Genomic DNA, 13,479 nt, shown 5'->3' with positions numbered 1-13,479 from the left:
ATTTGTTGCTGCCGCTTCGCTTTCGCACAGTTAAAACATTTGTTGCTGCCGCTTCGCTTTCGCACAGTTAAAACATTTGTTGCTGCCGCTTCGCTACAGGGTCTCGGGCCAACAGATGTTTTTTGCGCGAAAGCGTAGCGCTAACTTAGCAGCAGCAAATGATTTCATGATATATAGGAAACATTCGTAAATATTGTATTGACACCATTTTGGTTTTCAACACAAAAAACTCCCTACATCCTGAATGATGTAGAGAGCTTGAATTTATGATGTTATATAGAAGAACGGTAACTATTGAGAAACTTCTTTTGCTTGCTGACCAGATTTAGCTTAACAGCAGTTTCATTTAATTCATTACGTATTTGTAAATCGTAAGCATTGTCCACAAAACTAGCTGCTACATTATTTGGACGTTGCTGTTGGATTTGTCTATTATTACTTAATTGCTTTTTACCTTTATTCTTTAGCAAACTGTTTTTAAACTGTTTCTTCGGATTTTGTCCGAAATTATGGCTTAAATCTCCAGCATGTAAATACTGTTGTTCATTACGAAATATACTACTAGTCGTCGAACTTACTCTAGAAGTCCTCATAAATAATTACCCTCCTTTACTTTTTATCAACTTTGTAGGTATATATATCGACATTATATGCTCGAACTTAATAATACAGAACCAAATTGCTTAAAAAAATAGAAAAGAGTTATTTTCAAAAGTGGTCATCACTTTTTTATAACTCTTTTCCCAAATATTACTCATCATCAATAACGTGGAGTTGATTTCCGTTCCGGCTAGGAGCTTTGTTGCTGCCGCTTCGCTTTCGCACAGTTAAAACATTTGTTGCTGCCGCTTCGCTTTCGCACAGTTAAAACATTTGTTGTTGCTGCCGCTTCGCTTTCGCACAGAAAACGTCCGCTACGCTGCATGGTCTCGGGCCAACCGATGTTGGTCACGAAGGCGTTATCACAGGACGTGATGTTCTTAACCTTCGTTCCTCTATCGCTGATCCCCCCGTAGCGAAGATCAACTTATCTACATAGTAGATGCTTTAATAACTATCATCCCTATATTTTGGTAATGAATCTCAAATATAAATTACTTCCAAAAATCATCAAATATTGTAATTGGCATATGGCGTTTGTGCTGTGAACGTAAATAATGCCCTTCTAATATTTTACGAGCTTCTTCAGGGATAGCCTTCCCCTCTAAATAATCATCAATTTGGTCATACGTTAAACCAAGCGCTTCTTCATCAGGTAATGAAGGACGATCTTCCTCTAAGTCAGCAGTTGGTATTTTTAAATATAAGTGCTCTGGGCAATCAAGTGCCGCTAACAACTGCTTACCCTGACGCTTGTTGAGACGGAAGATAGGCATTAAATCTGCACCGCCATCCCCAAATTTTGTGTAAAAACCTGTAATTGCCTCCGCAGCATGATCTGTCCCAAGCACAACAGCATTATTCATAGCAGCGATAGAATATTGCACCTTCATTCGCTCACGTGCCTTTTCATTCCCTTTTGCAAAATCGCTTAGTTCAATACCTGCATTCGTTAATCCTCTAACACTTGCATCGACTGCATCTTTAATGCTTACTGTAAAAGTTTCCGTAGGTTTGATATAGTCAATCGCATCTTGACAGTCCTTTTCATCTGCTTGCACACCATATGGTAAGCGAACAGCCCAAAATGAGTACTTCGCTTCTCCCATCTCGGCATTTAATTCATCGACCGCAAGCTGCGTTAACTTTCCAGTTAATGTGGAGTCTTGACCACCTGATATTCCGAGAACAAATCCCTTTACAAAACTATAACGACGCGCATATTCCTTTAAAAAATCAATGGATTTGCGAATCTCTTCCTGCGCATCGACAGTAGGTAATACACGTAATTCCTTTATGATTTCTTGTTGTAATGTCATTTTGTCCTTCACTCCTTACGCTTTACAAGCGATTGACCATTTCACTTACTTCTTCAATATTGCGCATTTTATTATTCCAGCATTTTTGGCTTAGATCGACTGGGTATTCCTCAGGATTCATAGCACGTTTATATTCATCCCATAGCAGTTCTAAATTATCTGCTGCATAATCGCGCATTTCTTCCAAAGTAGGATTTTGATATTGTATTTCGCCATTTTTAATCACTTGTTGATGTAGGTTTTTAGCTTCAAAGTTTGTAACAAATTTTGATACGAATGTATGAACAGGATGGAACATTTTAATGCGTTTCTCTGATTGAGGATTTTCATCGTGCATTGTAATGTAATCTCCCTCTGCCTTGCCATTCTTTCTATCAATAATACGATATACATTTTTAAGGCCTGGCGTCGTTACCTTTTCAGTATTCGCTGAAATTTTAATCGTATCTTCTAATTGTCCATCGTTATTTTCTATCGCCACCATTTTATAAACAGCCCCTAAAGCAGGTTGGTCATAAGCGGTAATGAGCTTCGTACCAATTCCCCACACATCAACTTTTGCGCCTTGAGCCTTTAAGTTTAAGATCGTGTATTCATCTAAGTCATTCGATACGATTATTTTAGCGTTCGGGAAACCTGCTTCATCTAACATACGTCGTGCTTCTTTTGACAAGAAAGCAATATCCCCACTGTCTAAACGAATTCCAATAAAATTAATGCTGTCACCAAGCTCTTTTGCCACTTTGATTGCTGTTGGCACACCCGATTTCAACGTATTATAAGTATCTACAAGGAATACGCAATCACGATGGCGTTTTGCATAAGAATGAAATGCATCATAATCATTTTTATAGGCCTGTACAAGTGCATGCGCGTGTGTACCAGATACCGGAATGTTGAAAAGTTTACCTGCTCGCACATTACTAGTTGAAGCAAAACCGCCTATAAACGCTGCACGCGTTCCCCAAATCGCTGCATCCATCTCATGCGCGCGTCGTGTGCCGAACTCCATCGCCACTTCATTTTTTATAATTTGTTTAATACGACTAGCCTTCGTTGCAATTAATGTTTGGTAATTCACAATGTTAAGTAATGCAGTTTCAATTAACTGCGCTTCCACTAAAGGTGCTTCGATGCGGACAATCGGTTCATTAGCGAAAACCGTTTCCCCTTCCACCATCGAATACATATCCCCTGTAAAACGAATATTTTTTAAATATTCGATAAAATCTTCTTTATACCCAACCTCTTCACGCAAATACGCTATGTCCGAATCACTGAAATGAAAATCACGTAAATACTCAAGAATTCTCTCTAATCCCGCAAAAATTGCATAGCCATTGCCAAACGGTAACTTTCTAAAATATAATTCGAAAACCGCTTTTCTATTATGTATACCATCCGCCCAATATGATTCTGCCATATTGATTTGGTACAAGTCTGTGTGTAGCGCTAAGCTATCATCTGCATAATTTGATCTCACAAGAAAACCCTTCTTCCGCTTTGATAATTAGTCCTAGTATACACTATATACCCAAATTCTTGCGTATTACATCCTCTAACTTTAATGTCAGGTTTCCTCACATTAATAATCAGAAAATTTAGAAACTTTCACATTTTAGACATACTTTTTAATACCGCTTTCATTCCCCTTTTTAAAACATTTTCAACAAACTATTACGAAAGTCGAATTATTACATGTAATAAAACGTAACATGAATATTCAAATAATTATTGCGCCGTTTTTCATAGCGTTTTAACATGTAAATTAAATTTACTCAAGGAGCTGATATGGATGAAAAAAATAGAAGCAATCATCCGTCCCGAAGTTTTCGGCGCGGTCAGGGATGGTCTTGCACAGGAAGGAATTGCAGGGCTCAGTGTTTCAGAAATTGCTGGCTGCGGTCGTCAATTAGGGCGTACAGGGTTATTTCGTGGAAATACCTACGAAATTGAATTTTTGTCGAAGTTGAAATTAGAAATGATTGTTGATGATGAAAAAGTAGATTCCATTGTTGAAGTTTTATTACGTAAGGCAGCAACTGGCAAGGTTGGAGATGGCAAAATCTTCATTTTTCCAATAGAACAAGCAATTCGTATCCGTACAAAAGAAGTCGGATCAATTGCAGTAGAATAAGGGGGCGATATATATGGATGAGATAACAATATCTATAAATTTAGTTTGGATGATGCTCGGTACAATTTTAGTATTCTTTATGCATGCAGGATTTGCAATGGTTGAAGCAGGCTTTACACGCTCAAAAAACGCAGTCAATATTATTATGAAAAACTTCCTAACTATATCACTTGGCGGCATTGTCTATTTTCTCTGTGGTTACGCTATTATGTTTGGTGATTCAGTTGGCGGTATCTTCGGTACAAGTGGCTTTGCCTTAAATGGTGTAGATGATCTTTCCCTCTTTATTTTCCAAACGATGTTTGCAGCAACTGGAGCAACAATTTTATCTGGAGCAGTGGCAGAACGTACTAATATTTTTGCTTATATTTGCGTAATTATTCTCATGTCGTTACTTGTTTATCCTGTTGTTGGTCATTGGGTTTGGAGCGGTCATGGATGGTTAACAAATCTTGGTTTTATCGACTTTGCTGGATCAACCGTTGTACATTTAACAGGTGCAGTTGCGGCATTTGTAGCTGCGGTAATGGTCGGTCCTCGTCTCGGTAAATATGAAAATGGTCGTGTTAACGTTATTACAGGACATAGTATTCCATTAGGAGCTTTAGGCGTATTTTTACTTTGGTTTGGTTGGTTTGGCTTCAATGGTGCCTCAACATTAGCTGCTGATCCTAAACTTGTTCCTAGCGTAATTGCAAATACATTTTTCGCTGCCGCTACTGGTGTTGTGGTTACAGCCCTTTATACGAAATTTCGATATGGTCATATCGATGGGTCACTCACATTAAACGGTGCTTTAGCAGGGCTTGTAAGTATTACCGCTGGTGCAGCTAATGTTAGTATTGTCGGTTCACTCATTATCGGATTAATTGCTGCTCCATTATTGGTCGAGGGCGTCCGCTTCATTGAATGGAAATTAAAAGTCGATGATCCTGTTGGTGCCATCGCCGTCCATGGTATCTGTGGTATTTGGGGTACTCTAGCAGTTGGCTTGTTTGATATTGGTGGTCAAGGATTATTTTATGGAGGAGGTTTCGGCCAATTAGGAGTGCAAGCGATTGGGGTTATTGCTACCATTGCTTGGGTTAGCGTTTCAGTAGCTGCTGGTTTACTTATTATAAAAGCATTTGTCCCATTACGAGTTTCTGCTGAAGATGAAGTCACTGGCCTAGATGTCATCGAACACGGTGCTCCGGCTTATGAGTTTCAGGATATTTTCAAGGGCTCTGCAATGCGAGGAGAAACATTTGCTCATCGTTTAACTCATTTCGGTAAAGCAAATAACAATGTCCAAGAAGAACATGTATAGTATTTATTGAACTCCATCTTCTTTAATACAAAAAACAAGAATCTGCAATCTCTTCGGCCAACTGTTTCCCCAAAGGTTATGCAGATTCTTGTTTTATGCTCTCTCTAGCTCCAGTAAAAATTCTTTCATAGCAAGCCCACTACGGAAGCCGGTTAGTTTACCATCTTTGCCAATCACACGATGACAAGGAATAATCGCTAATATTGGATTGGCGCCGATTGCACTACCTACAGCTCTTACTGCTTTCGGATTGCCGATACGGTGTGCAATATCTGAGTATGTTGTAGTTGTACCATACGGTAGTTCCTTCAAAGCATCCCATACTGCTAGTTGAAATGGCGTCCCTTTAACATGTATTGGTAAATCAAACTCAGTAAGTTCCTTATTGAAATAAGCCGATAATTGCTTAACATATTGCTGTAACTTTTCTTTATTTTCTTCAAAACGAAAGCCTTTAAATGGCTTTTTCGCCCACACTTCCACCTCTTCGAATGGCGCATTTGGTGTTCCGATATATACTAGTCCATCATCTGAGGCAATGATATACATTGTGCCTTGTGCATATGTTAAAGTATCTACATATAATATATCCATTCTCTATCCCCCTTAACTTTATTACCCAATGTTAAATAACTTTAGCTTCCCTTTGTTTCATGCTACAGTTATTTTACCTATTAGTATAAAGGAGTTTTAACTTTATGAATACGTCATATGAGCCTGCCATTCACTTTCAACAGGTTAGCTTTTCAGCGAATGACAAGACAATCTTACGATCAATTACTGGGTCATTCCCTAAAGGAAAAATCACTACATTAGTCGGCCCTTCAGGTGCTGGTAAAACAACTCTACTTAAATTGTGCAATGGACTATTATCACCTACTGATGGTCAAATATTAATTGATAATCAAAACATTTCTACATATGAACCAACCGCTTTAAGAAGACATGTGAGTATGGCTCTTCAAGCGGCCCCTATGATAGAAGGTTCTGTATTTGATAATCTTGCACTTCCTCGCTCGTTACAAGGAGAAAAGCTTACAGAGCAGGAAGCGATCCAATATTTACATGATGTCGGACTTGATCAAAGCTTTTTACAACGCCCTACGAATAAATTATCAGGTGGACAACGACAAAAAGTTTCTATTGCTAGAACACTTATTAATCAATCCTCCATTTTATTGCTAGATGAAATTACATCTGCACTAGACCGTCAATCCGTGCAAGAAATTGAGACGCTTATTGCTACAATCAATAAAAAGTTTAATGTCACAATAATTTGGATTACTCATAATTTACAGCAAGCACTAACAATCGGCCACTTTACATGGGTCATGATGGATGGGGAACTAATTGAAACTGGACAAAGCTCCTTACTTCACGCACCTAAAAATCCACGTGTCGCTGAATTTGTACAGGGGGTGAATGAATGACGTATACTTCGCTTTCCTTAACGTTAATTTTTGTGTTAATTCCACTTCTACTGTCAAAAACCTTAAAGCTAGGACTTGAAAAAGATACTCTCATCGCTACTATTCGTTCTATTATTCAATTACTTGCCGTCGGTTACATTTTAAAATTTGTCTTCGATGCTCAAAGCTATATTTATATCTTCCTCATGATTGCATTAATGATTTTAGCAGCAACACTCAATGCTCGTAAAAAAGGGAAAGGCATTAAAGGCATTACATGGAAAATAGCAGTAACTCTCATTACCGTTGAATGTGTTACACAAGGGGTATTGCTTGGTTTTGATATTGTACCATCAACAGCGCAATATATTATTCCAATTAGCGGCATGATGATTGGTAATTCAATGGTATTATCAGTACTGTTTTTAAATCGTTTTACATCAGAAATTGCAAGTCATCAGAACGAAATTGAGTTAATATTATCGCTTGGCGGCACACCAAAACAGGCTATTCATCGACAGCTAATGCAGGCGATAAAAGCAAGTATGATTCCTACGATTGAAAGCCAAAAAACAATTGGTCTTGTTCAATTACCAGGTATGATGAGTGGCCAAATAATCGGTGGAGCAGACCCTATTCATGCGGTGCAATTCCAACTATTAATCATTTTCGCCCTGCTAACAGCAGCGACATTATCAAGCATAATGATTGGTTTTTTAAGTTATCCTGCACTTTTTAATGAACGCATGCAAGTTCTTGAAACGAAATAATCGTTATATTAAAAACAATATATATTTTCTAAATTATGTTATAATAAAAAGAAAAATGCAGCAGTGAGGAGAATGACCATGTTATTACGCGATTTTTTCATCCATTTATCTGAAAACCAACTATTAAATAGTACTGCAAAAAAATATGGCCTAAAATTAGGAGCACAAAGTGTAGTAGCTGGTACAAATATTGAAGAAACGATTGCTAGTATCAAAGAGCTAAACGCGCATAATATCTCTTGTACAGTAGATAATTTAGGGGAATTTGTTTCAACCGAAGAAGAAGCAACAAAAGCTAAAGAACAAATCCTTGCTGTTATCGAGGCTATTCACGAAAATAGCGTTGATGCGCATATTTCGTTAAAGCCATCTCAATTAGGTTTAGATATTGATGTTGATTTTTGCTACGACAACTTATATGAAATTGTAGAAAAAGCAGCAGCATATGATATATTCGTAAACTTTGACATGGAAGACTATGATCGTTTACAAACTTCTTTCGATATGGTTGAAGAGCTTTCCAAAACGTTTAATAATGTGGGTACTGTTATCCAATCTTATTTTTACCGTGCAAAAGACGATATTGAAAAATTCCAGGACTATCGCCTTCGTATCGTAAAAGGTGCTTATAAGGAGCCTGTAGAGGTTGCTTTCCAAGATAAATTAGATATTGATTTAAATTTCATTGAGTTAATTGAATATCATTTACTACATGGTAAATTTACGTCCATCGCAACACATGACCATAATGTTATTGCACACGTAAAACGCTTTGTAGAGGACAATAATATTCCACTAGATAAATTCGAATTCCAAATGCTTTACGGCTTCCGTACAGATTTGCAAAAAGAGCTTGCAAAAGAAGGCTATAACTTCTGTGTATATGTACCATTCGGCGAAGATTGGTACGGCTACTTTATGCGCCGTTTAGCGGAGCGTCCTCAAAATCTTAATCTTGTTACAAAACAAGTATTTACGAAAAAAACGAACACAGTCCTCGCTGTAGCAGCAGGTGCATTCGTTCTTGGACGTTTAACAAAACGTAAAAAATAAGGTCTAACATAATGAAGCCAGAAGCTTAATTGATTAAGCTTCTGGCTTTATTCTTTCAAGAACGTACTTTCCACAGGCAAACACTAAACCGCTTCCCTCACTTACTGATTTATTTCAGATTCTCAGTTTATCTGTTGTTCTCGCAAGTAAAATTCCATTTATCGGAAATATATTGAAAACGTGTAATAAAAATAATCAGTGAGGGTGATGAAAAGCCCCACTGATTAAAGTTTTATATTATTCAACATGTAAAGCAATGGTAGAAACAATGGCTTCTGCTGCATACTCCCATTTACCATCAATAAGACTACCTAATTTTTGCCCAAGCTCTTGGATCATTTCTAGCGTAATCGGGATATCATTTTTTTGCGCTAATGTAGCAATAAACGGAGCAGATAAACTTGTCCATCCGCCTCGATCAATTTTGATCTCCACTTGTTTTACTTCTCCGTTTTCTTTTTCAATGCGATAGTATAGCTGATCATCTGGACGCCAGCTTAAGTGATGGGATATTTGCCCATTTACAACTGTTAGATGATCCATTTTCGAAATAGAAACAGGTTTTACATTAAATTCATGACCTAGTACATTTAGTTTTTTGATTTCAGGTCCAACTAATGCTGCCTGAACAGCTTGATCCATACTACTTTCTAATGGGATAGATGAATCTGTCTCAACTATATCGTTGCTTGCAGCCAAAACGGCTGAAGGATTTGCGCTTGTCACGACAAATGTTGTTGCTAAAAAAGCTATTGAAGTAATTTTTGAAATTTTTTTCATAATCATTTCCATCCTTCCCATTAAAACGTTTTACTTTTACTAAATATTATCATTAGTAGTTAAAATATACAATATCAATTATTCTTTTATAATGACAAAAGGCACTGAATTTTAATTATTCAATGCCTTTTGTCTATTTTTTTCTTATTTTTTTCTTAGTATAAGTGTATTACTACTTATTCCACCCTTTTTCCTTAAAACGAGCGATGGCTTCAATACGATTTCCAACATTTAATTTTTCTAAAATAGTGGAGATATAGTTGCGGACAGTTCCTGCTGATAAAAACAATTCTGCAGCAATTTCTTTTGTCGTCTTGCCCTCTGCAACAAGTGTCAGTACCTGGCTCTCGCGGTCAGTTAAAGGATTTTCACTATCATCCTCATAGACAAAATCAACGAGTTCAGGCGCATATATTCTTCTGCCGTCCATAATTGTCCGAATGGCACTGGCCAATTCTTCTATCGGACTATCCTTTAGTAAATAGCCACGAACGCTGGCTTTTCTTGCACGCTCAAAATAACCTGGCCTTGCAAATGTCGTTAATATAATCACTTTACAATTAGAACCTGAGGCATGCAGTTCCTCGGCAGCATCCAATCCAGTTTTTACTGGCATTTCAATATCCATAATACAAATATCAGGCTGATGCTCTTCAACAAGCGCCAATGCTTCCTCACCATTTTTTGCTAAGCCGACGACCTCCATATCATCCTCCATACTAAGTAATGAACGGAGTGCGCCTAATAGCATACCCTGATCTTCAGCAATTACAATTCGTATCATGTCACAGTCCTCATTTCTATATGTTCTTCAGATTTTCTTTGACCTTCTGATGCGTAATCGCCACTGGAATCGACACTGTTAATGTAGTGCCCTCTTCACTTTCGATTTTAAAAGAACCGTTTATAAACTCTAACCGTTCTCGCATTCCCTTTAATCCGTTACCCGTTTTCCATGCTTGTTTTTTGGTGATTCCTTGCCCATTATCACGAACAACTAAATATACTTCCTTAAAATTTTGATGGAAGGCAATTTCGCATTTTGTAGCACCACTATGTTTAACGACATTATTGACTGCCTCTTTTAAGCACATGGATAATACATTTTCTACAAGCGGTGGAACTTGTAATGCATCTTTATCACCATCAAATACAAATTCCATTTCAGCAGCCTTTAATATTTGGGCAATACGCAAAAGTTCGTCCTCAAACCTAGCCGTTCGCATACCCGATACTAATTCACGTACTTCTTTTAATGCGATACTCGCCGTTTGACGAATATCCTTAATCTCTGTTAGAGCCTGCTGTGGATCACGTTCAATTAATCTTGAAGCTAAGTCGCTTTTTAAGCCTATCATCGACAACTTTTGACCGAGCGTATCATGTAAATCCCGAGCAATACGTTGGCGTTCTTCAAAAACAATTAACTCAGCTATTCGTTCATTAGCAGTCTCAAGCTGACCTTCTAAATTTTCGCGTTTATTTTTTGAATAAATCGTTAGTGGGAGAAGCACAACCGCTAAAATTGTTAAAACAACAAATGGTAGTTGTGATAAAAATAACTGTAGCTCAACAAAAAAGCCAACACCTGTAGAAATAACCGTAAAGCCAATATGTAGACCGTATATAATAAAGAAGCCAACCGGTTTACGAAGATTTCCAATAAAGAAAGCTGTGAAAATTGATAAATACACATAACCATACAATATCGTCATAACGATATTAATAACCATTTCAAAGCTAATCCACATATAAACAAGACCGTTTTTCGAATTCATGGAAAATCGGTAGAAAATAAAATATAGCATTAAAAATGTAATGCCAATTGATATTTCTAGATAAGATGATTTTCTAAAAATGAAGAAAAACGGTAGGAAACAGAAAATAATCCATAAATATATACTGAGCATTGGACTATTCGGAATAATACTTTGCCATTTCCTCAACATAATCTCACGCTCTTTCCTACTTTTCCCTCATTATAACAAGAAAATTTATTTTATGCCTCCACATGATGTTTACTGAGCCTGTTGTACAATGTTTACGTAAAACAGCCATCCCTTAGAAGAGATGGCTGAAAAATTTTACTAAGCAGCTAAACTGCCTCTTTCTTTTCGCTTAATTATTTCATTAACGTCTTTAAAGGTTACAAACTTGCCTTGCTCTTCATCATACAACTTGTAGCGTAATGATTCTAAGCTTGTACGTAACGTAATTGTCGTTGCAGTGTGTAATGGCGGTATGTCATTATGCGCCTTTTCAAGATTATAGTTCGGTACACGAGGAGCTAAATGGTGTACATGGTGGAAACCAATATTGCCTGTAACCCATTGTAATAGCTTTGGTAATTTATAATACGAGCTACCTTCAACAGCAGCCTTTACATAATCCCACTCTGAGTCATGCTCAAAATAAGAATCTTCATACGTATGTTGGATAAAAAATAACCAAATGCCAAGAGAAGCAGCCACAAACAATGTTACTACATGCACTAATAAAAATGCTTGCCATCCCATAAAGAAAATTAAGGCTGCACAGATTCCTACGATGGCTACATTTGTTAAATACGTATTAATACGTTCTTTCTGTTTAGCATCATTTCGATTACGACGGTTTAAAATTAACACCATAAACAGTGGACCTAAGCCAAACATTACGAATGGATTACGGTAAAAACGATACCATAAACGTTGCCCTTTAGATGCTTGTATAAATTCTTCCACTGTCATCATATCAATATCACCGATACCACGCTTATCTAAGTTCGAGCTAGTTGCGTGGTGAATTGTATGCTCACGTTTCCATTTTTCATATGGGAATGATGTTAACACCCCAGTTACAAAACCAACCCAGTCGTTTGCTTTTTTACTTTTGAAAAATGAGCCGTGTGTACAATCATGGAAAATAATAAAAGTTCGTACGACAAATCCAGCAGAAATTACACTTAACCCAACTGTTAACCATGGTGAAACATCCACTAACATATAGCCAGCTACCCAAAGGGCAATTAAAGGTATAATCGTATTAACCATTTGAAAGATACTTTTAGCCGTATCAGATTTCGCAAATGGTGCTACATCTTGGCGCAGTTTTTTTGTTTTTTCTTTATCTGTTGCCATTATATTTACTCCCTCGTTTCCTTTTTTTCTTATGACCTCATCATAAAACAAGAGTACAATCATGCAACAGAAGCAAACATCATAAAAAGGATATGACATTTGTCATATCCTTTTATAATGTGTACAAAGGAATAAATATAAATTAATATGGCTCATCACTATAAAGTGGAGTTGATTTCCGTTCCGGCTGGGCGCTTTGTTGCTGTCGCTACGCTTTCGCACAGTTAAAACATTTGTTGTTGCTGTCGCTACGCTTTCGCACAGTTAAAACATTTGTTGTTGCTGTCGCTACGCTTTCGCACAGAGCAAAGCTTCCTGGGCGCCCAGCCTACACTCAAATCAACCTATTATACAACGCGTATTTCATCTTCAACTTTTGGTGATAAGAATGTGGCATTGATATGAGTAGGCAAGCTGAAAAGATATGTCATGTCGAATACTTTCTACACTTTTGGTCCAGTTAACTGTAGCTGATAAAATACAAGATCTAGCCACTGTCCAAATTTGTAGCCTGCGTTTTTTATTGTCCCCGCATATTCGAAACCTAGTTTTTCATGTACTTTTATGCTCCCGATATTTTCACCATCAATGCCCGCTACGAGTGTTTTCACATCTTGCTCTTTAGCAATTCGAATAAGCTCATACATTAATTGGATAGCTATTCCCTTTTGATAATGATCTTTATGCACATATACAGAGTGCTCCATTGTGTGCTTATAGCCTGGATATGGACGGAACTGACTATATGTTGCAAAGCCGGCTACTGTGCCATTGACGTCAAAGACTAGCAGTGGATTACCGATTGCTTGCTGGTCCTTGAACCATCGTCTTTTTTCTTCTAACGATTGAGTTTCATATCGATAAACGGCTTTGCTCGTTAAAATAATGTCATTGTAAATATCTAAAACACCAGGTAAATCTTTCTCTTCCATTAATCGAATCATCATGCTCACGTCCTACTTCAATTATGCCGCGGCTTTAAC

14 protein-coding genes are annotated in these 13,479 nt (G+C 37.3%); 5 read left to right on the top strand and 9 right to left on the bottom strand.

The features are described 5' to 3' along the window. Nucleotides 1-272: 272 nt before the first annotated feature. The 3 genes from B1B04_RS22885 to B1B04_RS22875 all read right to left on the bottom strand — a co-directional run bounded on the left by B1B04_RS22885 (nt 273) and on the right by B1B04_RS22875 (nt 3,402). Nucleotides 273-593: an NAD synthetase gene (locus tag B1B04_RS22885; RefSeq protein ID WP_079563653.1), complete on the bottom strand. Its 321-nt coding sequence runs from the start codon at nt 591-593 to the stop codon at nt 273-275. A 501-nt stretch (nt 594-1,094) separates the two neighbouring features. Then, nucleotides 1,095-1,919, bottom strand: a complete 825-nt coding sequence (nadE, locus tag B1B04_RS22880) for an ammonia-dependent NAD(+) synthetase (RefSeq protein WP_079563652.1) — start codon at nt 1,917-1,919, stop codon at nt 1,095-1,097. A gap of 22 nt (nt 1,920-1,941) precedes the next feature. Beyond that, a complete protein-coding gene (locus B1B04_RS22875) occupies nt 1,942-3,402 on the bottom strand; it encodes a nicotinate phosphoribosyltransferase (protein WP_079563651.1) in 1,461 nt (486 codons plus the stop codon). A 312-nt stretch (nt 3,403-3,714) separates the two neighbouring features. Between B1B04_RS22875 and B1B04_RS22870 the strand changes: the two genes are divergently transcribed. Both B1B04_RS22870 and B1B04_RS22865 read left to right on the top strand, forming a co-directional pair. Continuing rightward, complete coding sequence (locus B1B04_RS22870) at nt 3,715-4,056, top strand: P-II family nitrogen regulator (RefSeq protein WP_079563650.1); 342 nt, start codon at nt 3,715-3,717, stop codon at nt 4,054-4,056. Nucleotides 4,057-4,069: 13 nt separating this feature from the next. Beyond that, nucleotides 4,070-5,365 carry an ammonium transporter gene (locus B1B04_RS22865; RefSeq protein WP_079563649.1) on the top strand — a complete coding sequence of 432 codons (1,296 nt, stop codon included), beginning with the start codon at nt 4,070-4,072 and terminating at the stop codon, nt 5,363-5,365. Nucleotides 5,366-5,458: 93 nt separating this feature from the next. On the opposite strand, the gene B1B04_RS22860 is transcribed toward B1B04_RS22865, so the two are convergent. Then, a complete protein-coding gene (locus tag B1B04_RS22860; protein WP_079563648.1) occupies nt 5,459-5,959 on the bottom strand; it encodes a methylated-DNA--[protein]-cysteine S-methyltransferase in 501 nt (166 codons plus the stop codon). A 104-nt stretch (nt 5,960-6,063) separates the two neighbouring features. Between B1B04_RS22860 and B1B04_RS22855 the strand changes: the two genes are divergently transcribed. From B1B04_RS22855 to B1B04_RS22845, 3 genes are all read left to right on the top strand, one after another. Then, entirely contained in the window at nt 6,064-6,795 is a 732-nt protein-coding gene (locus B1B04_RS22855) for an ABC transporter ATP-binding protein (protein ID WP_079563647.1), read from the top strand. Beyond that, complete coding sequence (locus B1B04_RS22850; protein ID WP_079563646.1) at nt 6,792-7,544, top strand: ABC transporter permease; 753 nt, start codon at nt 6,792-6,794, stop codon at nt 7,542-7,544. Before B1B04_RS22855 ends, B1B04_RS22850 begins: the two co-directional genes overlap by 4 nt. A gap of 78 nt (nt 7,545-7,622) precedes the next feature. Further along, on the top strand, nt 7,623-8,597 hold the full coding sequence (locus tag B1B04_RS22845) for a proline dehydrogenase family protein (protein ID WP_079563645.1): 975 nt from the start codon (nt 7,623-7,625) through the stop codon (nt 8,595-8,597). Nucleotides 8,598-8,834: 237 nt separating this feature from the next. Here B1B04_RS22845 and B1B04_RS22840 read toward each other — a convergent pair whose 3' ends face one another. From B1B04_RS22840 to B1B04_RS22820, 5 genes are all read right to left on the bottom strand, one after another. After that, nucleotides 8,835-9,377: a hypothetical protein gene (locus B1B04_RS22840; protein WP_079563660.1), complete on the bottom strand. Its 543-nt coding sequence runs from the start codon at nt 9,375-9,377 to the stop codon at nt 8,835-8,837. 172 nt (nt 9,378-9,549) lie between these two features. Then, nucleotides 9,550-10,161: a response regulator transcription factor gene (locus B1B04_RS22835; RefSeq protein WP_079563644.1), complete on the bottom strand. Its 612-nt coding sequence runs from the start codon at nt 10,159-10,161 to the stop codon at nt 9,550-9,552. A 16-nt stretch (nt 10,162-10,177) separates the two neighbouring features. Continuing rightward, entirely contained in the window at nt 10,178-11,326 is a 1,149-nt protein-coding gene (locus tag B1B04_RS22830) for a sensor histidine kinase (protein ID WP_481817196.1), read from the bottom strand. 138 nt (nt 11,327-11,464) lie between these two features. Then, the gene (desA, locus tag B1B04_RS22825; RefSeq protein WP_079563643.1) at nt 11,465-12,496 is read right to left on the bottom strand and encodes a Delta(5) desaturase DesA; all 1,032 of its coding nucleotides are present in this window, start codon (nt 12,494-12,496) and stop codon (nt 11,465-11,467) included. Between the two features lie 443 nt (nt 12,497-12,939). Then, nucleotides 12,940-13,440 (bottom strand): GNAT family N-acetyltransferase, encoded by a 501-nt coding sequence (locus B1B04_RS22820; protein ID WP_079563658.1) that lies wholly within the window; start codon nt 13,438-13,440, stop codon nt 12,940-12,942. Between the last annotated feature and the right edge of the window lie 39 nt (nt 13,441-13,479).

Origin of the sequence: Lysinibacillus sp. KCTC 33748 (assembly GCF_002237755.1) — a bacterium.
Classification (GTDB): domain Bacteria; phylum Bacillota; class Bacilli; order Bacillales_A; family Planococcaceae; genus Lysinibacillus.
The sequence above is the reverse complement of the archived record's forward strand: the minus strand, read 5'-3'. Positions and strand labels throughout refer to the sequence as shown.

Bases quoted from the DNA above. Each gene is read 5' to 3' on its own strand.
- B1B04_RS22870 (WP_079563650.1), top strand. From the start codon at position 3,715: ATGAAAAAAATAGAAGCAATCATCCGTCCCGAAGTTTTCGGCGCGGTC.
- B1B04_RS22820 (WP_079563658.1), bottom strand. From the start codon at position 13,440: ATGATTCGATTAATGGAAGAGAAAGATTTACCTGGTGTTTTAGATATT.
- B1B04_RS22850 (WP_079563646.1), top strand. From the start codon at position 6,792: ATGACGTATACTTCGCTTTCCTTAACGTTAATTTTTGTGTTAATTCCA.
- B1B04_RS22885 (WP_079563653.1), bottom strand. From the start codon at position 593: ATGAGGACTTCTAGAGTAAGTTCGACGACTAGTAGTATATTTCGTAAT.
- B1B04_RS22840 (WP_079563660.1), bottom strand. From the start codon at position 9,377: ATGAAAAAAATTTCAAAAATTACTTCAATAGCTTTTTTAGCAACAACA.
- B1B04_RS22860 (WP_079563648.1), bottom strand. From the start codon at position 5,959: ATGGATATATTATATGTAGATACTTTAACATATGCACAAGGCACAATG.
- B1B04_RS22845 (WP_079563645.1), top strand. From the start codon at position 7,623: ATGTTATTACGCGATTTTTTCATCCATTTATCTGAAAACCAACTATTA.
- B1B04_RS22855 (WP_079563647.1), top strand. From the start codon at position 6,064: ATGAATACGTCATATGAGCCTGCCATTCACTTTCAACAGGTTAGCTTT.
- B1B04_RS22830 (WP_481817196.1), bottom strand. From the start codon at position 11,326: ATGTTGAGGAAATGGCAAAGTATTATTCCGAATAGTCCAATGCTCAGT.
- desA (WP_079563643.1), bottom strand. From the start codon at position 12,496: ATGGCAACAGATAAAGAAAAAACAAAAAAACTGCGCCAAGATGTAGCA.
- B1B04_RS22865 (WP_079563649.1), top strand. From the start codon at position 4,070: ATGGATGAGATAACAATATCTATAAATTTAGTTTGGATGATGCTCGGT.
- nadE (WP_079563652.1), bottom strand. From the start codon at position 1,919: ATGACATTACAACAAGAAATCATAAAGGAATTACGTGTATTACCTACT.
- B1B04_RS22835 (WP_079563644.1), bottom strand. From the start codon at position 10,161: ATGATACGAATTGTAATTGCTGAAGATCAGGGTATGCTATTAGGCGCA.